Genomic DNA, 20779 nt, shown 5'->3' on the forward strand with positions numbered 1-20779 from the left:
ATGCAAAACCTCGAAGAGATTTTAAAAGCTCACAAACTAACCTGGGAAGATTACGAACATATCAAAAAGATTTTGGGACGAGAGCCAAACCTTGTGGAGATTGGGATATTCAGTGCAATGTGGAGCGAGCACTGCTCCTATAAATCTTCAAAAAAATATCTCAAAGGCTTCCCTACCGAAGCGCCATGGGTGATCCAAGGTCCTGGAGAGAATGCCGGCGTTATCGATATCGGTGGGGATATGGCCGCGGTATTCAAGATGGAGAGCCACAACCATCCAAGCTTCATTGAGCCCTATCAAGGAGCCGCGACGGGCGTAGGGGGGATATTGCGAGATGTCTTTACCATGGGAGCCCGTCCGGTAGCAAATCTCAATGCGTTGCGTTTTGGAGAGGTCCAAAGAGACGACGAGATAGGTGCCCATCAACGCTATTTGGTCCGAGGTGTGGTAGCAGGGATCGGCGGATATGGCAACTGCGTAGGCGTACCTACCATCGGTGGGGAGATGAGTTTTGAGAGCTGTTATAACGGCAATATCTTGGTCAACGCCTTTAGTCTTGGAGTTTGTAAAAAAGATGAGATCTTTTACGGAAGAGCCGAGGGTGTTGGCAATCCGGTCATCTACGTAGGAAGCAAGACCGGACGCGACGGGCTTGGGGGTGCGGTGATGAGTAGTGACAGCTTTACCGAAGAGACCAAGAAACTGCGACCCACCGTCCAGGTAGGTGACCCTTTTACCGAAAAACTTCTGCTCGAAGCGTGTATGGAGCTCTTCAAAACCGATTATGTGATAGGTATTCAGGATATGGGTGCGGCAGGACTCACTTCAAGCAGTTTCGAGATGGCTGGTCGAAGCGGTAGCGGAATGCGTCTGTGGCTCGACAGGGTGCCTATGAGAGAAGAGGGGATGACTCCTTATGAGCTGATGCTCAGCGAATCCCAGGAGCGTATGCTCATCTGCGCCAAAAAAGGAACGGAAGAGAAAGTCTTGGAGATTTTTCACAAATGGGATCTTGATGCCGAGATCATCGGAGAGGTGACCGATACGGGGGTGATGGAGCTCTATTGGCATGGTGAAAAGGTAGCAGAAGTTCCTGTTGCACCTGTGAGTGAAGAAGCCCCTGAGCTAGATCGTCCAACAAAAAGACCAGAGTATCTTGACTATATCAAAGAGACAAGTATCGATACAGTTCCTCATGTGGATGATCAAGAGGCATTTGAGAAGCTTTGGAGTAGCCTTGAAGTGGTTAATAAAGCTTGGGTATATGAGCAGTATGATTCGATGGTACAAACCAATACCGTTAAGCACCCAGGAACTCTCGATGCAAGTGTAATTCGAGTAAAAGAGAATGGCAAAGCCATAGCTATGAGCAGCAAGTGTAATCCAAGATACTGCTATATCGATCCAAAGGGTGGAGCTGCAGCTGCGGTGATGGCAGCAGGACGCAATGTAGCGATGAGTGGGGCTAGACCTTTAGCTATAACAGATTGTCTCAACTACGGAAACCCGGAAAATCCAGAAATGATGTGGCAATTTGCACAGGGGACTGAAGGGATCAAAGAAGCATGTAAAGCGCTTAATACTCCAGTTGTAAGCGGAAATGTATCTCTCTATAACGAAACAAATGGTGTAAGTGTTTATCCAACACCGACTATTGCCATGGTAGGTCTCAATGATGATGCAAACAAAGTTTTGCCATCTTACTTCCAAGAAGAGAATGATGTAGTTTATATCATAGGAGATACAGAAAAAGAGTTTGGAGGAAGCTTGTACCTCAAAGAGCTTTTTGGAAAAGTAGCAGGGGAGCTGCCAAAAATCGATTATGAAAAAGAGCTCAAACTTTGGAATTTTGTGATAGAGGCAAACAGACGAGGACTCCTCAAAGCCGCCAAAGATGTTGGGGTAGGGGGTATTGCAATTGCGCTGGCTAAAATGGCAGCGATGGGAGACAAAGGATTTTTGGGTAATTTTTGCTTTGAAGATAGCAGAGAGATTTTCAGTGAAACGTTTAGTAGGGCTCTTGTAGAAATTGATCCAAAAAATATGCATGTACTTGAAGAGCTTGCAAATGAAATTGGCATCCATGCAATACCACTTGGAACAATTGGAGGCAATAGATTCCAGCTATGTGAGATTGATATGGATATGGAAAAGCTAAAAAGTATCTACTTTGACACATTCAAAAAAGAGATTGAAAAGGATCTATAAAATAAAATATTTGCCGGCTTGGCCGGCAAGACTTCACAAAACTTGTTTGAATGAAATGATGAGTTTTTCATGGGGAAATTTTTTCTTGATTCGATGTAAAATCGTTTCTTTAGCTTTAATATTCAATTCTTTATTGCTCAAAACCGATATAAAAAGAGTTGCTCCTCCTTTATGATATTGGATATTATCAAGTTGCAGTGTTACATCTTTGAATTTTAAATATTTTATCTGCTCATAAATTCGCTCTTCTTTAAGAACTGTCTGCGTGGCGACATAGAGTGGGAAAAAGATTGATATCAAAAGCATGAGTTTGATAGCAAGTGCAGCTGAGGCGTATCTTTTGGATGCGTAGCCAAGAAGATAAAACATTATCCCTGCTGCAAAAACAATTCCTATAATGTTTGCGAGATAGAGCAAAAATGCTTTATAAAATACATCTATATTCTCCCATCCAAGACCAATACCCGCAACACAAAGAGGTGGTACAAGTGCCACTGCAATTGCAACGCCAGCTAAACTCTCTCCAACCTTTGAGTTTGCATATCCATATGCGGCGGCAAGTCCTGCGAGGATTGCTACACCAAGATCAAGAAGTGTAGGATTGGTGCGTATAGCCATCTGCTGTGTCATGTGCTCTATTGGGAATAGATTTGTAAACCCGAGGGCTAGCAAAAGAGCTAGAAGTGTAGAAATAAATACCGTTTTGAAACTATTTTTGACAAGAGTTTCATCAAAGCGAATAATTCCCATAGCAAGCGATATCACAGGCGCCATAAGCGGAGCTAAAATCATCGCACCGATAATTGTGGGAGAGGAGTTTTGAAAAAGGCCAAAGGTTGCCATCAAAACACTAATTAGAAGTAAAACTGTATATTCTATGCTTATTTTAGCATTATCTTTGATTTTTTTAAAAAGATCTGCGAAGGCCTCTTCTGGAGCTATGGGTAAAAATGGCAAAGTTCTTTTGGTATAAAAATTGATAAACTCCTCATCTCTTGGAAGGCGATCAACTCTTATTGTCTCTTTTTCCTCTTTGGGACATGGCTTTGTTCCTGATACTATTTGGAGATTTGTCGGGACAATTTTGAGTATTACATTTTTTGAGGTTATTGGTGCTTCATTATCACAAATAAGTGTAAGTTCTTTTTCTGCATTGAGTTTGATGCTATCTGTTACTAAAGTCCCTATACCCTTAGGAAGAAATTTTTGATCTTTTTTTACAAGAAAATAGCGCAGTTTAAGAGCTTCTATTATACTTGTTGGTGCATAGAGAACAGCAGCTACTTTTTTGCATCCAGTTTGGGTATCTGTTAAAAAGGCTTCTCTTTTTTCTTTGATATATCTTGCATCTCCGGCTTCTATTAATAGTGAAGCAGTGATAAATTTTTGAGATTTAAGCTCTATATTTGTTTTAAAAAGGCGAATATTATAGAAGTTTTTTAAAAATGAGAGAAAAATATTTTGATTTGTTATCCACTTTTTATCACCTATCACTGCTGATGAAAAGAGGAGTTTTTCGTTGCAGTATGTAAAATAATGCTGTTTCGTGGTAAGTGAGAAAAGCTCTTCAAGAGATGGGGGGAGATTAAAATATTTCTGTGTTAAAGGATTGGAAGCATAGGGAATGATATAGATAGTAAAATTTTTCGCTTTTGCATAATGTAGCCATGCTTTGATTTCATTATCTCCAGCAAGCAAGAAGATAATTGATGATGGAGGGAAATCAACTATTTTGTCGTGAAACTCTTTTTTTATAGGATGCTTATGGAGATGCTCATATATGAGAAGCGAGTACTTTTTTATAATCTCATGTTTAATATTTTTATCGTACAATAAATAGCAATGCATATAACTACTTTTTAGTAAATTATATTAAAAAAGGCTTTTAAATGAAAATAGCAATTATGGGAAGTGGTGGTGATGCACCGGGAATGAATCCCGCAATCAAACGATTTGTAGAAGTTGCTTATGAAATGGGACATGAGCCATACTTTATATTCGATGGTCTTGAAGGGCTTATTGATGGAAAGATTGCTAAAGCAATATATAAAGATGTTGCTGGGATCATCCACAGAGGCGGAGCAATTATTGGCTCATCCCGATCAAAGAGATGGTATGAGAACGAGTATAGAAAAAAGGCATTCGAAAATCTTAAAGAGCATAATATAGATGCAATAGTTGTTATGGGAGGAGATGGGAGTTTTAGAGCATTAGATCTTTTTAATAAAGAGTTTTCTATTAATTTTGTAGGTATCCCAACGACCATAGATAATGATATATATGGAACGGATTTGTGTCTTGGCGTAGATACGGCTTTAAATGTTATTCGAGATGCAGTTGATAAGATTCGCGATACCGCTTCTACTTTTGCTAGGGCTTTCGTTATTGAGACGATGGGGAGAGAATGTGGTTATCTCGCTGCAGTAAGTGCTATTACAAGTGGAGCAGAGGTGTGTGTTATTCCAGAAGTGGATTTCAACAAGCCTCTTGCTACAAAAATTTTACAAAAAGAGATAAAAGAGGGGAGGAGATATATTTTAGCCATAGTTGCTGAAGGAACAAAAAGAACAGCAGAGATTGCAAAGTGGCTTGAAGATGATATCGGAATGGAGACAAGAGTGACAGTGCTGGGGCATATCCAGCGTGGAGGCAATCCTACAGTAAAAGATAGGATGTTAGGTTTTGGTTTTGCACTTAAAGCTCTTGAGGCTTTGAATGCTAAAGAAGAGGGTAAAATAGTTGTATATAAAAATGGAGAGTTTGGAGTTGAAAGTTTGAAAGATGCCCTCAAGCCATATACAATTGATCCACAAATTCTTTCAATGCTTCACTTTTTAGATTGATTGAAAGCGACAGTAAACGTCGTCTTTTCTTCATTTGATTCGACACTGATCAAGAAATTGTATTTTTTGCAGATACGCTGTACTATATGCAAACCTATCCCATAGCCACCTTGGTCACTCTCAGCTCTTTGATATCGCTCAAAAATTGTTTTGAGCTTTTTGCGGGGTATCGGCTTTGATCTATTGGTGATGCTTAGTTGACACCTTTGAAGAGTTATATTGATTTTGGAATTTTTAAATGCATACTTTATAGCATTATCTATAAGATTTTTTATGAGTAGTCTTATCTCATCAGGATCTGCTTCTATGGTGCAAGAGTGTAGCTCTTTTGAGATAGTGAGACCCTTTTGATCAATCAAAACATCAAAAAATCGAAGAATATCTTCAATTATGGATACTATATCGACCTGTTGTAGATGATTTTTCCTCTTTTTTGCAAGTGTTGCATAGGTAAGATCTTGATGAATACTGCTTAAGAGTCTTGCACTCATGATGATAATATCAAGGTATTTTGGATTATTCGTTTTTTTATATTTTTGGGTAGCTAGTAGCAGTGTTGTAACGGGAGTATTGAGCTCATGGGTGCTATCTTTGATGAATCTATCAAGGTTCTCAAGGCTTTCTCGCATAGGCTGAAGAAAGAGTTTGCCAAGATACCATCCGATACCAAGGAGAAAGAGGAAATAGAGCAAACTCAATAGTACAATATTTTTCAGTATTTTTCGGTATTTTGCATTTATACCACACTCTTTGATGATAATATACTCTATACCAAGATGTCCTTTCGCACTTTTATCTACATAATAGATGCAATCATTTTTAAAAGATAAAGATTTATCAAGTGATATCTTTTCATGAAAATTTCCTTTTATAAACTTTTGGTTTTTATCTAACAGTAAAAAATTAATTCCTTGAGGAATGACAAATTTCTTTCCTTCCATTTGTGCATCGATAGCACTAGAAGCTATGTCAAAAGCTTCTCTTTGGAGTTTTGCGACTATTTTATCTTTTAAGGACTCTTTTTTTATACTATATTGGAAATAAGCAAAAGAGACAACAACTATACCTACAGCAATAATATAGGTGAAAAAAAATCGAAAAAGAGCTCTTTTTTCAGAGCGGCTCAAACTCATAGCCGCTTCCTCGAATCGTTTTTATGTTTGGAAAAATTTTGCGCAAGGTTTTAATATAGCTTCGAATTGTCGCTTCACTTGGAACTTCATCATAGTTCCAGATATTTGCGATGAGATCCTCTTTTGTGACTACTTTATGGGTATAGAGATAGTGTAGGATTTCACTTGCTTTTGGGGTGAGCTGAATCGTTTCGCCATCTTTGTCGTTGACTAGAAGATGTCTTACAGGATCGAAGAGAAAATCACCGATCTTTATCTTTTCTTCCAATCCATAAATACGTTTTACATGTTCGATTCTAGCATCGAGTTCTTCAAATTCGAAAGGCTTTTTGATGTAATCATCACAACCAAGATCAAAACCTTTTTTGACATCCGATGAGCTGTCGTTTGATGTTATAAAAATAACGGGAGTTGTATTACGCTCCTTACGTAAAATTTTGAGCAGCTCATCGCCTTTGAGTCCAGGGACATTGATATCAAGGAGTGCGAGGTCTACTCTGTTTTCATATAGATACTCCAAAGTATCCTCACCATTGTCAAAAATGACAGTTTCATAATTATCACTCAGGTGTTCGACCATTAATTCTCTAAGCAGTGCATCATCTTCCAAAAGCAGTATTTTCATTGAATCGAAACCTTTTTAAAAATTGTGCATTAATAGCGACTATAACAGTGCTCAAAGACATCATCAATGCTCCTATCTCAGGTGTTATAGCAACACCTACGCCTCTTGCAACACCGGCTGCTAAAGGGATTGCTATAATATTGTAGCCGCTTGCCCACCATAGATTTTGAACAATCTTAGAATATGTTGCATGAGAGAGTACAATAGCCTTTGCTATGTCAAATATCGAGTTCTTTGTTAGAATAATATCTGCACTTTGAGCGGCGATATCGGTTACAGTACCTATGGCAATCCCGACGTTTGCGCTCAATAAAGAAGGAGCATCATTGATCCCATCGCCGACCATGGCAACTCTCTTTCCACTCTTTTTCAATTGTTCTATTATAGCTACTTTTTGATCTGGTAGCAGATGAGCAAAATATCGTTTCATCTGGAGTTCATCTGCAACAGTTTTTGCCGTTATTTCGTTATCTCCTGTGAGCATGACTGTTTCTATGTGCATTGAATGTAAAAGTGCAATCGCTTTTTTCGTTTCCGTACGAATCGTATCCATTAAAAGGATATATCCTAGAATCTCTTTTCCCACACCCACCCATACTTTAGTCCCGACCTCATCGCTGTTTTGTTTTGGAAGCTCAAATCCTTGTTCAATCAAAGCTGTATCGTTTCCGATGACAACTTTTACTCCTTTAATAAGACCCAGTGCTCCTTTTCCAGGAATTATTTTAAATCTATCTACCGATAAAAGTGGCAGTTTGGCTTTTTTGGCCTCTTCTGCAATTGCTTTTGCGATAGAATGCTCAGAGAGTTTTTCCAAAGAGGCGGCAAAACCAAGAAGTTTTTTGGGATCATTTGCAACGATATTTTTGACTTTTAATTTTCCCTCTGTTAATGTCCCTGTTTTATCGAAACATATCGTGTCTATTTTTCTTAAATTTTCGAAGGCTTCCCGGTTGCGTATCAAAATGCCATAATGAGCAGCTTTTGTTGTTGATATCGCTACTACAAGAGGCACTGCCAGACCCAGTGCATGGGGGCAGGCAATGATAAGAACGGTAACACTCATTAACAGTGTTTCATTGGCACCAAGTATTGGCATCCAATATATAAAAGTCGATCCTCCTGCAAAAAGAGCAATAAAAAAGAGCCATTTTGCTGCTTTGTTTGCAGTATCTTGCAGTTTGGATCGACTCATTTGCGCTTCTTTTACTAGATTGATAACTTGGTATAAGTAGCTCTCGCTACCCGGTTTTTGGACAATGATTTTGAGACTGCTATCTAGATTTGTACTGCCCATATAGACACTACTGTTTTTTCGTTTTGAGACAGGCTTGGATTCTCCGCTTAAAAAGGATTCATCCACGAGTGCCTCGCCTTCTAAAACAGATCCATCAATAGGAATCTTTTCGCCCGGTTTTACAAGAATGATATCTCCTGGTTTTAGCTGCTCGATACTGATATCTTTTATTTTGTCATCCTGTACCAGATGTGCATTTTTGGGAATCAACTGCACAAGACTTTGCAGTGCTTGTGAAGCACCTGCAACGCTTTTTGATTCAATATAGTGTCCAATGAGCATGATATCGATAAGTGTTGCCAACTCCCAGAAAAACTCTTTTGCGTTTTCAAGAAAAAGAGCATATGTAGAGTAGATATACGCTACGCTTATAGCCATCGCTATAAGGGTCATCATTCCGGGATTTTTTTGTTTTATTTCATGAAGTGATCCCAAAAGAAACGGTTTGCCTCCATAAAAATAGATGATAGAGCTAAGGATAAAAATAATCTCTTTTCTAAACGCAATATCCAATCTAAAGCCAAACCAGTCCCAAATCATCGGAGAGAGAAGAAGTACTGGAATGGTGAGAATAAGCGATACGATAAAGCGTTTTTTAAAATCTTTGAGATGATGGGCGTGATTACTATGTTGCATCAATGATCCTTTAGAGTTTTCAGTGCCTCTTCATACTCCTCTTTGCTCATTTCTCCTTTTGCAAAACGCTCATCAAGAATCGATTTTGGGTCTTTCTTGTCAGAGTTTCTCGTGACAAAATACAAAACAATAGCAAAGAGTATTAATATATAAATCCATCCAAATCCCATAAAATGACCTTGCATCCAATGCATATTGACTCCTTTTTTTCTTATTGTAGGCAAAAGGGTGTGGAAAAAGCGTGTAAAGGTCCTTAGCGGATTTTTTTGGAAATTTGGATGTAGATCATATACAAAAGAGGAATAATTATCAGACTCAAAACGGCAGATGTAGCAACTCCACCAATCATTGGTGCAGCAATTCTTTGCATCACTTCACTTCCTGTTTTATCGGTGTACATAATGGGAAGCAGACCAGCCAAAATTGCAAAAACTGTCATCAGTTTAGGACGAACTCTTTGCACAGCTCCTTCATATATCGCTTCAACGAGTAGTTTTTTATCCAGTTTCTCATATTTTTCCACGCTTTCTTTAAGATAGATGATCATAACGATTGCAGTCTCAGCTGCAATTCCAAGCAGTGCCAAAAATCCAACAACCACTGCAACACTCATATTAAAACCCAAATAATCGATATAAATTAGACCTCCCAAAAAAGCAAAAGGTAAAGATAAGAAAACAAAGAGCGTTGGTACAATTTCACCAAGAGCAAAATAGATGAGTATCAAAATAATGAGAAGCACCGATGGAACGATCCATTTGAACGTATTCATGGCACTTTGTAGATACTCACTGCTACCGGCCCACTCATAGAAGTATCCTTTTGGTAGGGTCAGACTTTGCAAGGCGTTTTGTGCAACTTTTTTATACTCTGATGCACTCACTCCTTGAGCTGGAGTGATATAGATGTAGGTGACCGGTTTTGCTTTTTCACTTTTGAGCACCGAAGCGCTTTGTTCGTAATGGATATTGGCTATCTCTTTTAGAGGAATATAGCCATATTTTGTTTTGATACGAAGCTCTTTGATCGCTTCAAGGCTATTTCTTTGCTCCTCTTCCAATCGAATCGAAATAGGATAGCGCTCAATGTTTTTAAGTTTGACTGTAACTCTTTTTCCGCCTATTGCGAAGCTTACAAAATCCAACACATCCGATCGTTTTAATCCGTATAAAGCAAGTTTTTTGGGATCTGTATCGATATCGATATAGTATCCCGTATCGCTTCTATCGGCAAAAACCGATTCAGTTTGGGCTAAAGTAGCAAGTTTCGTTTCAATTTTTTTGGCTAATGATTGCAGTGTTTTTATATCATCGCCATAGAGTTTGATACCTAGCGGAGTTCTGATGCCGCTTAAAAGCATATCGATTCGACCACGAATTGGGTATGTCCAAGAGTTGACTAGTCCTGGAACTTGCACCGCTTCATCGAGTTCTTGCAACAGCTTTTTCATATCAATTTTTTCATTCTTGAGCGTTATGATTGTCTCTATCATGGAAAGTGGAGCCGGATCGGTTGCAGTATCAGCTCGACCTGCTTTTCCAAAGACACTCTTGACTTCATCAAAACTGGCTATCACTTTGTCTGTCATTTGTGTCAGCATCTTTGCTTGATCGATGCTTATGCCATAGGGAGTAACAGGCATATACATCAAAACACCCTCATTGAGTGGTGGCATAAACTCCCATTTGAGCTTTTTATAGAGTGGATAAGAAAAAAGCAGTAAAGCTACAGAAAGGGGGATAAGAATGTAGCGAAGTTTCAATCCAATGACGATAAAGGGATGATAAAGCCAGATAAAGAATCTATTGACTGGATTTTTCTTTTCATCTGGAACATCTTTAATAAACCAGATCATGAGAGCCGGTACTATCGTAATAGCCAAGATGGCTCCCACACTCATCGCAAAGGTTTTTGTAAAGGCAAGTGGCGTAAAAAGCTTTCCCTCTTGCCCTTGCATAGCAAAGATTGGCAAGAAGGAGACGACGACAAGGGCTAGGGCGAAAAAGATTGGACGACCCACCTGCTGAGATGATTCAATGATGAGCGAAACTCTCTTGCTTGGCGTCAATGCTTTTTTATTTTTGATGCTGTCCAGTTTTTTATGGGCATTCTCTATCATGACAATACTCGCATCTACCATAGCCCCAATAGCGATAGCGATACCCCCAAGGCTCATGATATTGGAGCCTATACCAAAAATTTTCATAAGCAAAAATGTTAGACCGATAGTCAGTGGCAGAACAACTAATACGATCAATGTGCTTCTAAAATGAAAAAGAAAAAAACCAATTACTACTAGAACGATGATGCTCTCTTCAATGAGTGTATCTTTAAGTGTGCTTACAGCATCTTCAATAAGTCTGCTTCGATCGTATGTAGGGATAATTTTGATATCTTTGGTTTGAAGCTGTGAGAGTTTTTCTTTTACTTTTTTGATTGTTGCATAGACATCTGCACCATATTTTGCAATAACGATTCCTCCAACCACTTCTCCTTGACCGTTCAGATCTGCTAGACCTCGTCTTGGCAGGGCAGTCCATTCGACTCTTGCTATATCTTTGATTTTTAGTGGAATCTTTCGTTTCGTTTTAATGGATAGCTCTTCAATTTCCTGTAAGGAGTTGATGTATCCACGTGCTTGAATCATCCATTCATACCCGTTTTGTATCGTTATACCGCCGCCAACATCGTTGTTGTTGAGTTCTAGCGTTTTCACTATATCTTTGACTGAAAGACCATCTTCTATGAGTTTGTGATTATCGATTGTCACTTGGTAGTTTGGAATAAATCCGCCAACGCTGGCAACTTCACTTACACCATCAATACCTAAGAGTGCATATTTAAGCGTGTAGTCTTGATATGTACGAAGCTGGGCCAAATCTTTCGTGTTGCTGACCAGTGCATATTCATACACCCATCCAACACCACTCGCATCTGGTCCCAAACTCACTTTGGCATTTTTGGGAAGGGTTGGTGCAACTTTGCTCAGTTCCTCTAACACCCTCGTTCTTGCATCATAAAGATTGGTTCCATCTTTAAAAATGATGTAAATTAACGCATTTTCGTACGTTGAGAAGCCTCTGACCGTATCGATATCAGAAATTGATAAAAATGAGCTTGTAAGAGGATAGGTGACTTGATCTTCTATGATTTTTGGACTTTGTCCAGGAAATTTGACCTCAATTATGACTTGTGGTGGTGTGAGATCAGGTATCGCATCAAGAGGAGTTTTCTTTATAGCCCAATAGGATGCTCCTGCAAAAATGAGGGCAAATAAAAAAATCAAGAATCTATTTTTTGCGCTCAACTCTATAATTTTTTCAATCATTGTAGAGTCCATTGATTTGGGCATCGCTATCGAGCAGGAACATTGCGCTATCGGCAATCGTTTCACCTTCTTTAAGCCCAGAGATGAGTTGATAGTATCTGTTATCTAAAGGTTTAATTTGAACTGCAACCGGTTCATATTCCCCCTCATATTCTCCAACCTTAAAGGCGTACCATTTCCCATTTTTGCGAATAACGGCCGTTTTTGGTACAACGAGAATCGATTTTTTATGCTCTCTTATGGTAACTTTGGCATATTCTCCTGCAAGAACATCTTTGGACTTTACAAAAAGACGTACTATTGCAAGGGCACTGTCTGCATCTATGATGGGCAGAAGTTTATGGCTAGTTATTTTGACCTTTTCATTTCGCACATATGCAGATATAGAATCACACTTTTTATAAAAGTCGATATCTTTGCCAGGAATTTGCGCTTCTATCCAAAAATGAGTATTTGATGCAAGGCGAAAAATTGTTTTTCCTTTTTGAAAGAAGCTACCTTGATAGATATCTTTTTTAAGTAGAAATCCATCTATTGGTGAAACTACTTTTGTTGTTGTTAAAGTTTTTGTGGGACTTTTTAGTTCATCTTTTGGAAGTTTTAAAAGTTTTAATTTTAAATACGATGCAATTGTCATTCTTTTATCAAGACCAAATTTTAAAGAGTTTTTATACTCCTCTTTTGCATTATAAACTTCAGGGCTATAGACAAGTGCTAACATATCTCCCTTTTTGATAGTTTGCAATGGTTCTTTTGCATACAGCTTTTCTACATATCCAGAAAATCGTGGAGCGATATCAACTATTTTGCTCTCATCGAGTCGCACAATGGCAGGATAAGTTTTTTTTACATAAAGATCTTTTTTTTCAATTTTTGTCGTTTTTACGTTGAAAAGTTGCTCTATGCTCAGCCTTTCTGCACACAATAAAAAAGGTACAAGGAATATAAGTAATATTCTCATTTATACGCTCCATTTAAATAATTGATCTTTGCTTTTGTTAGAAGTTTTTGGATTTTAAAATTGATAAGTTTTAGTTCAATTGCAAATTTGCTTTTGAGTGTGTCAAGATATTTGTAAAGCATATCTCCAGAGCTTATGCGAGATCGAACGAGATCCAAAGAGTGGTCTACCTCTTTGAGAGATCTATGTTGCAAGAGTGCAATTTGCGTTTGAATTGTTCTTAGCCTTTCAAAAAGTGACTTTTCCTCTTCCTGAACATAGTTTTGTACATCCCGTTTTTTGGATTCAATCGACATTGCCTCTATTTTAGCTTCTTGGGATCGCAGTTTTTCCGTTCCGTATAGCGGCAAAGAGATAGAGATACCTATTGATATGTAGTCATCAAAGTTTGCTCTTTGAAAGTAACCTACATTGAGGTTTATATCACTTTTTTCATCTAATAGATACCTTTTTGAAAGCAGTTGTTGATAGCGTTTTTTTTCCTGGAGTTTTTCAATCTGTGGAAAAGTTTTTTTATGTATTGCGATATCTCGAATTGGATCGATATGTGTAATTTTTTGTGAAGCAAGATATGAGAGTTTGTGTAAAGCTTCTTTTTGTGAAAAAACGAGTTCTTCTCGTGTGGTTTTCAGATCTGATAAAAATATTTTACTCTGCATCAAAGCCAAATGATAGCTGCTATCCACAACCAGCATTTTGCTGTATAGATCAATGCTTTGTTTAACGAGATCAATATAACTATCCACTATTTTTTGCTTTTGAACTGCTTTTTGATAAAGAAGTGCATTTTTAAAAATTTCAAATGCAAGTCTATTTCTTGCAACCTCAAGATCTTTAAAAATGACTTGCTTTTTTTGTTTGATGAGTTTTGCATCGAAATTTTTTTTCCCAAATGTCGGAATTTTTTGTGTAATGGCAATCTGTTGGGTTTGCATAGGTTCAAGATCTCGTAAAAAAGGTGCATCCAAACGAAGATCGTTTACTGCAAATTTTAATGTTGGATTCTCCCAGTTTTTCGCTTTTTTGTACTCAACATCCATTTTTCTTAAAAGCATTTGAATGGCATGTAAAGAGTCGTTTTTTTGTAAAGCCCTTTTGACAATCATATCGATATCCTGGGCTTGTAGCAGTGCACTGAGTAGCACTGCTATTATGAAAAGATGTTTCATCAGATATTTACCGAAGTTTTGATGCGATATTTTTTACCACTGTTTGTCGTGATAAAAATATGTACCTGCCAGGTTCCTGCCATAGGTAACTTTACGTTGGCTTGGTAACCTTGATCATTTTTTTCAATTTTAGCCCAGCTTTCCATATATGGCATACCGGGCATCGCTGGCATAAAAAATTTGACTTTGAGGTCTTTTATATTTTTTTTGTTGATATGAAACAAAAAGGAATTTGCTCCTACACTCAAAGGTTTGGTAGAGATTATGTCGATCTTGAAACCTCTGTATTTGACATGTTTTTGAAAGCCGGCTGCAAAAAGAAGTATTGCGCCGAGTACTAATATTGCAAGTTTTTTCATGGTTTATCCTTTAAGAGTTTGAAACGACAGTAAACTGCCCCATCATTCCATCATCTTCATGTTCTAAAATATGACAGTGATACATATATGGATGAACTTCATCCACATAATCTTTCATCTTCACAAGCACTTTTGCGGTTGATCGTGGTGGCATATAGATAGTATCTTTGAATCCTCTTTCACTTGGCAATACATTTCTTGCGCTTCCATTTCTCTCAATTATTTCAAAATGAGTCGCATGGATATGGAAATTGTGTACCATATGCATTGGATTGATTATTTCCCAAATCTCAACATCATTTACTGGTACTCTTTCATCTATTCTATTTTTATTCATAATTTTTGAGTTTATTGCCATATGTCCTCTTCGCATGTTCAAAACAAATCTTCTCACTCTTTTTGCATCATGGATATTTAATCTTTCTAAATTGGTAAGCTGTGTTGGAAGCGAATCAACCAATCCTATACTCTCATCTTTGAAAATGTATAAAAGAGATTTAGACGTATTACGATCTTGTAATACAAGATCTCTATCTACATATACAACTATTTCAGCTCGCTCACCAGGACTTAAGGTTAAAGAGTTTAATTTTATTGGTTGCTCTAAAAAGCTATTGTCTGTGGCAATTTGATAAAAACTTTTAAAGAGACCAAAACTAATTGTAAATACTCTTGCATTTGCTCCATTTAAGACTCTTAGTCTAAGCCAACCAGTTTTAGCATTAAAGTATGGCTCTATCGCTCCATTGACTAAAAAGGTGTTTGCTTTATAGCCTCTTTTAATCTCCATACGAGTTGGTGAGTAGTCAATCTGTCCACTACTATCAAACTTTTTATCCTGTAAAACAACTGGAATATCATCGACTCCATATGTTTGAGGAATATTTAAATTTTTACTCTCTTCATCTTCTACAATTATCATTCCTGCCAGCCCCATATAGACCTGTTCAGCCGTTTTTCCCATCAAATGCGGATGATACCAGCAAGTACTTGCTGGTTGATTAACAGTATACTTTGCACTCCAACATTGATTTGGATTGATAACTTGATGTACTCCTCCATCCATTATCGCAGGTACATGCATGCCGTGACCATGCATTGTAGTAGCTTCTGGTAAGTTGTTTTTATACTCAATTTCTACACTTTCTCCTTGTCTTAGAAGCAGTGTTGGTCCCAAGTATGTGCTCTCTATGCCATAAGTTTTCGTATTGATATTTTCAAAGAAAGTATGATGGGACTCTTGAATGTTTAGATGAAATTTTTTGATCCCATTTTCAATTATTGGATCAAGTAGTTTTGGTATTGGTAAAGGACTCTTTTTTGGTTTTAGACTCAAAATGTTACTATTTGTAGAATGTCTTCTACCCATCCAGCCATGGCCCATCCAGCCATATCCCATAATACCTATAGGAGCAAATCCACTCAGTTTAAGAAAATCTCGTCGTTTCATGTTTCCATCCTTTGTGTTAATATGGGATAATCATAAAGAAAAAATTGTGGAAAAAGTGTGGAATGCTGTAGGAAATCCTACAGCATAAATTAAGAGTGATTTAATTAAGCAGTACAGCAGCTTTTTTTAACAAGTTTTTCTTTTATCAAGAAATAGAGAATAAAACTCCATAAAATGATTGAGGATGCAATAGCAAAGATGGAAGCCTCTTTTTCTATATGAACAATGCTTCTCACATCCACTCCACTAAAAATGAAATCTAGTCCTACACCAAAAAGAATGGAGCCTATGGCAATGGTTGTCAGATAAATAACGACCGACTTCATTCCTAGCATTTTTTTGACTACACCTATTGTAACGGTATTAGTGGCTGGACCTGCGCTCAAAAAAACAAATGCAGCTCCAGCACTAACGCCATTGAGCATCAAAGCCGCAGCAATTGGCAGCGATGCAGTAGCGCATACATACATAGGCACTGCAATAACTACCGCTAAAAGATAAGAAAGCCAAGCATGTTGTGCTAGGATGTTTGCCAAATCTCCTGGTATAGCCACACTAATAGCCGCTCCAATTATAAGACCCCAAAAGAGTGGTTTAGCAATATCTCCAAGTAAGGTTACAAAGCCATAACTTAGAGCACGTTTGAGTGAAAAACGCTTTTTTGTTGATTCACTGCATCCACAATCACTGCAGCCACAACTTTCCTCTTGCTTTATTGCAAAGGTTGTAGGTTTCGTTTGGTTTGGCGTTTGCATGCTAAATTTTGGTCTGTTTTGTGTTTTGTTTTGGGTGTCAAAAAAGTTAACAAATATTCCCGCAGCTATGGCTATCAGAAATGATGTAACAATACGATAGATGGTAAAAATCCACCCAAACATCCCAAAAGTAGCTAAGATCGAGTCGATTCCAGTAATTGGAGTAGAGATTAGAAAACTTAACACACTTCCTTTACTCGCACCACTTTTTTGCAATGTCTGAGCCAAAGGTATGACACCACAGGAACAAACGGGAATTGGAATACCAAACAGTGTTGCTTTTATGACAGAAGCGATATTGTCTTTACCAAGATGTTTTTTGATGAACTCTTCAGGGACCAATTCATGTAATATACCTGCTATCAACAGACCAAAGAGAATATAGATAGCCATAGCATTGGTAAGTTCCCAAAGTGATTGTACAAATGCCATTATTAACCTCCATGCGCTTGGCAAAAGCCTCTCTTTTTACTTGAAGAGTAAAGATACTCAGCAACTGCTTTCCTCTCTTTAGCATTCATACTTTTTCCAATTGGCGGCATCACTCCAAATCGTTTGAATGCCATAGGCATACAAAGACCTTTATCGCGTGATGGGTTTTGGATGTAATCAATAACAAATCGTATGAACTCTTTTTTTCGTGGATAGTGTGCTTTAACTCTATGAGCAACTTCCAAAAAGGGTGGTGCTTTCATTGTTGCCATATCTGCTGATTCCATCGAAAAGTTATGACAGCTTGCACAATATTTTTGATAAACTGCTTTTCCACCTGATGCATTGAGTAATCCAATAAACACCGTAAATGTTGCTATTATCTTTTTCATGACTCCTCCTTGACTTGTATAACAAAAACGTTATATAATGAAAGTGTGATATAAATAAGCTTTAAAGAAGGTTAAATGGATCGTTTAGAAAAGTTAGCAACCGTAGCAAAAGCTTTAAACGATACGAATAGACTAAAAGTCCTTGCTTTTGTAGATCGCTATAAAGAGGTATGTGTATGTGAAGTAAGTGATACACTTGGCTTTTCACAGCCTCTCACTTCTAAATATCTCAAGCAGCTTAGAGAAGCTGGAATTTTAAGAAGTAAAAAGTCAGGAAAATGGAGTATTTTTTCTGTAGCTGATAATTATCTTATTCAGCCTTTTTTGGAAGAGTTACGAAAAGTTGAAATACCAAATATCAAAAAGTGTGCAAGATGTTAAAGAGATTTATACATTTTCTTTTACTCTTTTCTTTAGTATTTAATAGCGCTCATGCATTCTTTTTTAATTGTAATGATAATCATTATGTCCAAGAGTTTGTTTATGAAATGGACCACCCAGTCCAGAAAGGAGATATTTGCGATAATCATTTTGTTTTTCATATGCCTCTATTTATTTCAACAAAGATTACAATAGATTTTCCAAAACAGAATGCAAAAATAGATCTACCTCTTTCTTACTATTTTCAACAACACTCCTTCTCTTTACTCAAACCTCCAAAAAACTCTTAATTATTTAAAAACCATACATTTTTATTTTTATTATTTAAAAACATATTCAACAAGGAGTTCATTATGAAAATAATACTTATTAGTTTTCTATTAGCGATAGTTTCTTTTGGAAAAGTGGAGCATTACGAGATCCATAAATATAACCAAAAGCCATCCATTCGGATAAAACAACAAAAGCTATTGAAACAATATGTAAAAATCGATCCAGAAAAAATAACAAAACAGATAACTGGTGAAAAAATAGAATACAAGCGTCTAAAGCATCAAATCAATACCATCTATTTTGAAGTATGGACGAAGCATTACTACCTTTGGATCGATGCACAAACTGGAAAAGTACTCAAAAAGGAGAAACGATGAGAAGAGCGATTTTGCTCATTAGTGTTACTGTCTGTTTTGTTGTGGGAGCCGATTTTCAGACTTTCAAACAAGAAGCTTTGAAACAATTTCCAAAACTTATACAACAAAAAGGAAATATTGCTATTGCGAAAGAGAACCAGGCAAAACTTTTGCGTCCCTTCAACCCACAATTAGAACTCTTAGGAAGCAGGTATGAAGATGGCAGTGGGTTTGAGACAACATTGCAGATACCTTATAGATTGCCAGATTATATGAGAGATCTCAAAAAAAGAGCAGTAAGTGAAGTAGAAGTGCAAAAAGCGTACGAGTTCGTTTTGAAAGCCAGGTTTTTAAAAAATCTTGAGCTTCTCTATACGCGTTATGTGTATCAAAATAAGCTTTTAAAGCCAATTCATTCTCAAATATCCATCTATAAAAGACTTTTGTCTATAGCTAAAGAGAAATTTGCCAAAGGATATGGCAAAAGAATAGATGTACTTAAACTGCAAACGAAACTGTTGACACTCCAAAAGAGTCTACTGGATATACAAAACAGTGTAATAGAAGCGAAGATAAAATTGCAAAAATATGCCGGATTTTCGGGTAATATTGAGCCAAATGGATTTTTGTATAAGCACTTTGATTTTTCAGGTCGGATCAATCCTGCTGAGATTGATTGGTATGAAAAAAATAAAAAGCGCTTTTTATATCTAGCAAAAGAGCAGGGGCATACTATAAAGAGAATAAATTTCACGGTCAATTATGAAAAAGAGCCAAACTCCGGGATCCTTCGCGCCGGCATATCCATTCCTCTTCCAATCAATAAACCCAAACAAGAGGTTGCAATCGCAAAAATGCAAGCAAACAATGTTGCTCTTGATTTAGAGCTTTTAAAAAAGCGCTTTGAAGTAGAGCTACAGGGACTTCAAAAGCAAGCACGAATGATAAAAAAGAGTTTAAATCTGCTTCAAAAAACCAAAAAACAGCAAAAAAAGCTTTTAGATCTTTATATTGAGAGCTACAAAATCGATCAAAGTACACTCCTTGATATTTTGGATGCTCAAAAAGCCTATATTTCTATCGAAAAAGAGATCGCAAAAAAACTCTTCTTGCTCAATATCAACCAAATCCAGACAAATTACATAAAAGGACGATACAATGATTAAGCTTATTCTATTTCTATTCACGGCAATCTCACTCTTTGCCAATGCAAAAGTGCAGTATATCAAGCTTGGCAAACTCTACAGCACAAGTGCCCAGGTTGTGACTCTCAAGAACCTCACGCAAAACATCGTTACACAAATTCCTGGACACATCGAAGAGTATTTTGTCAAAGAGGGTGACAGTGTCAAAAAAGGGCAAAAAATAGCACGTATCAAATCTTTCGTCTTGAGCGAAATGACATCACGCTATCTATCTCTTCAAAATGAAGTGGCGGTTTTGAAAAAACGATACAAGAATGCAAAGGCTTTGTATAAAAAAGGGATCATGAGCTATAACGATCTAGCGAAACTCAAAACTACTCTCAAAGACAAAGAAAATGATCTCACTTCTCTTAAACTCCAACTTAAAATACTCGGTATCACAAAGGTTACAAAACCGATAGAGTACTATACAATCACTTCTCATGCTGATGGAACAATACAAAAGATTTTGGTTCCGGTGCATACCAATGTCAAAAGTACAACACCATTGGTAGAGATTCTCAGTCAATCCCGATACTATCTTGTAGCATTCTTGAGCGTTGAGGATGCACTGCGTCTAAAAGATATACGGGCGATTTTTCATCTTGGACCTTACAGTTTTAGAGCTAGTTTTATAAAAATCTTGCCAAAAGTTGATGAAGAGACAGCACAAGCAAAACTTCTGTTTGAACTTCCAAAAACGAATAAAGAGCTTCTCATCGGAGCATTTGGCGATATTCAGATTCAATCAGCTCCATATAAAAAAGTACTCGCAGTCAAAAAGAGCGCTCTGACTATGTTAAATGGTGATTGGGTCGTTTTCCTTCCATCCAAAGAGGAGGTTGAACCCCATGTCGTGAAACTTGTCGATTTTGTAGGGGAGTATGCAGTTATCGAAGGATTAAAGCCAAATCAGGAGTATATCGATAGTGATATCTATCTATACAAATCAAGGCTTTTGAAAGAAAGTATTGGCGATGAGGATTAAGGAGAGAGT

At 37.4% G+C, this 20779-nt stretch carries 19 protein-coding genes; 7 read left to right on the top strand and 12 right to left on the bottom strand.

What is annotated here, in order from left to right; translation table 11 throughout:
• Positions 1–2208, top strand: coding sequence for a phosphoribosylformylglycinamidine synthase subunit PurL (gene purL / locus NITER_RS03065; RefSeq protein ID WP_084275935.1), 2208 nt, complete (start codon positions 1–3; stop codon positions 2206–2208).
• Positions 2209–2241: 33 nt separating this feature from the next.
• Here purL and NITER_RS03070 read toward each other — a convergent pair whose 3' ends face one another.
• Positions 2242–4056, bottom strand: a complete 1815-nt coding sequence (locus tag NITER_RS03070) for a TIGR00341 family protein (RefSeq protein WP_084275934.1) — start codon at positions 4054–4056, stop codon at positions 2242–2244.
• Positions 4057–4097: 41 nt separating this feature from the next.
• Here NITER_RS03070 and NITER_RS03075 point away from each other — a divergent pair, with 41 nt between their 5' ends.
• The gene (locus NITER_RS03075; protein WP_084275933.1) at positions 4098–5051 is read left to right on the top strand and encodes a 6-phosphofructokinase; all 954 of its coding nucleotides are present in this window, start codon (positions 4098–4100) and stop codon (positions 5049–5051) included.
• Here the strand turns inward: NITER_RS03075 and NITER_RS03080 are convergent.
• From NITER_RS03080 to NITER_RS03130, 11 genes are all read right to left on the bottom strand, one after another.
• A complete protein-coding gene (locus NITER_RS03080; RefSeq protein ID WP_084275932.1) occupies positions 5036–6184 on the bottom strand; it encodes a sensor histidine kinase in 1149 nt (382 codons plus the stop codon). The genes NITER_RS03075 and NITER_RS03080 overlap by 16 nt on opposite strands.
• Positions 6165–6809 carry a response regulator transcription factor gene (locus tag NITER_RS03085; protein ID WP_084275931.1) on the bottom strand — a complete coding sequence of 215 codons (645 nt, stop codon included), beginning with the start codon at positions 6807–6809 and terminating at the stop codon, positions 6165–6167. Before NITER_RS03085 ends, NITER_RS03080 begins: the two co-directional genes overlap by 20 nt.
• The gene (locus tag NITER_RS03090) at positions 6784–8742 is read right to left on the bottom strand and encodes a copper-translocating P-type ATPase (RefSeq protein WP_084275930.1); all 1959 of its coding nucleotides are present in this window, start codon (positions 8740–8742) and stop codon (positions 6784–6786) included. The genes NITER_RS03085 and NITER_RS03090 overlap by 26 nt, the downstream gene beginning before the upstream one ends.
• Positions 8742–8936, bottom strand: a complete 195-nt coding sequence (locus NITER_RS03095; RefSeq protein ID WP_084275929.1) for an SHOCT domain-containing protein — start codon at positions 8934–8936, stop codon at positions 8742–8744. Before NITER_RS03095 ends, NITER_RS03090 begins: the two co-directional genes overlap by 1 nt.
• 59 nt (positions 8937–8995) lie before the next feature.
• A complete protein-coding gene (locus NITER_RS03100) occupies positions 8996–12070 on the bottom strand; it encodes an efflux RND transporter permease subunit (RefSeq protein WP_084275928.1) in 3075 nt (1024 codons plus the stop codon).
• The gene (locus NITER_RS03105; RefSeq protein WP_084275927.1) at positions 12063–13031 is read right to left on the bottom strand and encodes an efflux RND transporter periplasmic adaptor subunit; all 969 of its coding nucleotides are present in this window, start codon (positions 13029–13031) and stop codon (positions 12063–12065) included. The genes NITER_RS03100 and NITER_RS03105 overlap by 8 nt, the downstream gene beginning before the upstream one ends.
• Positions 13028–14200, bottom strand: a complete 1173-nt coding sequence (locus tag NITER_RS03110; protein ID WP_084275926.1) for a TolC family protein — start codon at positions 14198–14200, stop codon at positions 13028–13030. The genes NITER_RS03105 and NITER_RS03110 overlap by 4 nt, the downstream gene beginning before the upstream one ends.
• A complete protein-coding gene (locus tag NITER_RS03115) occupies positions 14200–14559 on the bottom strand; it encodes a FixH family protein (protein ID WP_084275925.1) in 360 nt (119 codons plus the stop codon). The genes NITER_RS03110 and NITER_RS03115 overlap by 1 nt, the downstream gene beginning before the upstream one ends.
• Before the next feature lie 10 nt (positions 14560–14569).
• Positions 14570–16009 carry a multicopper oxidase family protein gene (locus tag NITER_RS03120; RefSeq protein WP_084275924.1) on the bottom strand — a complete coding sequence of 480 codons (1440 nt, stop codon included), beginning with the start codon at positions 16007–16009 and terminating at the stop codon, positions 14570–14572.
• Between the two features lie 104 nt (positions 16010–16113).
• Positions 16114–17196, bottom strand: coding sequence for an SO_0444 family Cu/Zn efflux transporter (locus NITER_RS03125; RefSeq protein WP_084275923.1), 1083 nt, complete (start codon positions 17194–17196; stop codon positions 16114–16116).
• Between the two features lie 2 nt (positions 17197–17198).
• Positions 17199–17588 (bottom strand): c-type cytochrome, encoded by a 390-nt coding sequence (locus NITER_RS03130; RefSeq protein WP_084275922.1) that lies wholly within the window; start codon positions 17586–17588, stop codon positions 17199–17201.
• Between the two features lie 75 nt (positions 17589–17663).
• On the opposite strand from NITER_RS03130, the gene NITER_RS03135 reads away from it, so the two are divergent.
• The 5 genes from NITER_RS03135 to NITER_RS03155 all read left to right on the top strand — a co-directional run bounded on the left by NITER_RS03135 (position 17664) and on the right by NITER_RS03155 (position 20770).
• Positions 17664–17969 (top strand): ArsR/SmtB family transcription factor, encoded by a 306-nt coding sequence (locus NITER_RS03135; protein ID WP_084275921.1) that lies wholly within the window; start codon positions 17664–17666, stop codon positions 17967–17969.
• Positions 17963–18259, top strand: coding sequence for a hypothetical protein (locus NITER_RS03140; protein WP_084275920.1), 297 nt, complete (start codon positions 17963–17965; stop codon positions 18257–18259). Before NITER_RS03135 ends, NITER_RS03140 begins: the two co-directional genes overlap by 7 nt.
• A gap of 63 nt (positions 18260–18322) precedes the next feature.
• The gene (locus NITER_RS03145) at positions 18323–18619 is read left to right on the top strand and encodes a hypothetical protein (protein WP_084275919.1); all 297 of its coding nucleotides are present in this window, start codon (positions 18323–18325) and stop codon (positions 18617–18619) included.
• Positions 18616–19764 (top strand): TolC family protein, encoded by a 1149-nt coding sequence (locus tag NITER_RS03150; protein ID WP_159445324.1) that lies wholly within the window; start codon positions 18616–18618, stop codon positions 19762–19764. The genes NITER_RS03145 and NITER_RS03150 overlap by 4 nt, the downstream gene beginning before the upstream one ends.
• Entirely contained in the window at positions 19757–20770 is a 1014-nt protein-coding gene (locus tag NITER_RS03155; protein ID WP_084275917.1) for an efflux RND transporter periplasmic adaptor subunit, read from the top strand. The genes NITER_RS03150 and NITER_RS03155 overlap by 8 nt, the downstream gene beginning before the upstream one ends.
• Positions 20771–20779 lie beyond the last annotated feature (9 nt).

It is taken from the genome of Nitratiruptor tergarcus DSM 16512 (genome assembly GCF_027946175.1).
GTDB lineage: Bacteria > Campylobacterota > Campylobacteria > Campylobacterales > Nitratiruptoraceae > Nitratiruptor > Nitratiruptor tergarcus.

What these genes read in the sequence shown, in the direction of transcription:
- purL (WP_084275935.1), top strand. Translation starts at nt 1, where the DNA reads ATGCAAAACCTCGAAGAGATTTTAAAAGCTCACAAACTAACCTGGGAA.
- NITER_RS03070 (WP_084275934.1), bottom strand. Translation starts at nt 4,056, where the DNA reads ATGCATTGCTATTTATTGTACGATAAAAATATTAAACATGAGATTATA.
- NITER_RS03075 (WP_084275933.1), top strand. Translation starts at nt 4,098, where the DNA reads ATGAAAATAGCAATTATGGGAAGTGGTGGTGATGCACCGGGAATGAAT.
- NITER_RS03080 (WP_084275932.1), bottom strand. Translation starts at nt 6,184, where the DNA reads ATGAGTTTGAGCCGCTCTGAAAAAAGAGCTCTTTTTCGATTTTTTTTC.
- NITER_RS03085 (WP_084275931.1), bottom strand. Translation starts at nt 6,809, where the DNA reads ATGAAAATACTGCTTTTGGAAGATGATGCACTGCTTAGAGAATTAATG.
- NITER_RS03090 (WP_084275930.1), bottom strand. Translation starts at nt 8,742, where the DNA reads ATGCAACATAGTAATCACGCCCATCATCTCAAAGATTTTAAAAAACGC.
- NITER_RS03095 (WP_084275929.1), bottom strand. Translation starts at nt 8,936, where the DNA reads ATGCATTGGATGCAAGGTCATTTTATGGGATTTGGATGGATTTATATA.
- NITER_RS03100 (WP_084275928.1), bottom strand. Translation starts at nt 12,070, where the DNA reads ATGATTGAAAAAATTATAGAGTTGAGCGCAAAAAATAGATTCTTGATT.
- NITER_RS03105 (WP_084275927.1), bottom strand. Translation starts at nt 13,031, where the DNA reads ATGAGAATATTACTTATATTCCTTGTACCTTTTTTATTGTGTGCAGAA.
- NITER_RS03110 (WP_084275926.1), bottom strand. Translation starts at nt 14,200, where the DNA reads ATGAAACATCTTTTCATAATAGCAGTGCTACTCAGTGCACTGCTACAA.
- NITER_RS03115 (WP_084275925.1), bottom strand. Translation starts at nt 14,559, where the DNA reads ATGAAAAAACTTGCAATATTAGTACTCGGCGCAATACTTCTTTTTGCA.
- NITER_RS03120 (WP_084275924.1), bottom strand. Translation starts at nt 16,009, where the DNA reads ATGAAACGACGAGATTTTCTTAAACTGAGTGGATTTGCTCCTATAGGT.
- NITER_RS03125 (WP_084275923.1), bottom strand. Translation starts at nt 17,196, where the DNA reads ATGGCATTTGTACAATCACTTTGGGAACTTACCAATGCTATGGCTATC.
- NITER_RS03130 (WP_084275922.1), bottom strand. Translation starts at nt 17,588, where the DNA reads ATGAAAAAGATAATAGCAACATTTACGGTGTTTATTGGATTACTCAAT.
- NITER_RS03135 (WP_084275921.1), top strand. Translation starts at nt 17,664, where the DNA reads ATGGATCGTTTAGAAAAGTTAGCAACCGTAGCAAAAGCTTTAAACGAT.
- NITER_RS03140 (WP_084275920.1), top strand. Translation starts at nt 17,963, where the DNA reads ATGTTAAAGAGATTTATACATTTTCTTTTACTCTTTTCTTTAGTATTT.
- NITER_RS03145 (WP_084275919.1), top strand. Translation starts at nt 18,323, where the DNA reads ATGAAAATAATACTTATTAGTTTTCTATTAGCGATAGTTTCTTTTGGA.
- NITER_RS03150 (WP_159445324.1), top strand. Translation starts at nt 18,616, where the DNA reads ATGAGAAGAGCGATTTTGCTCATTAGTGTTACTGTCTGTTTTGTTGTG.
- NITER_RS03155 (WP_084275917.1), top strand. Translation starts at nt 19,757, where the DNA reads ATGATTAAGCTTATTCTATTTCTATTCACGGCAATCTCACTCTTTGCC.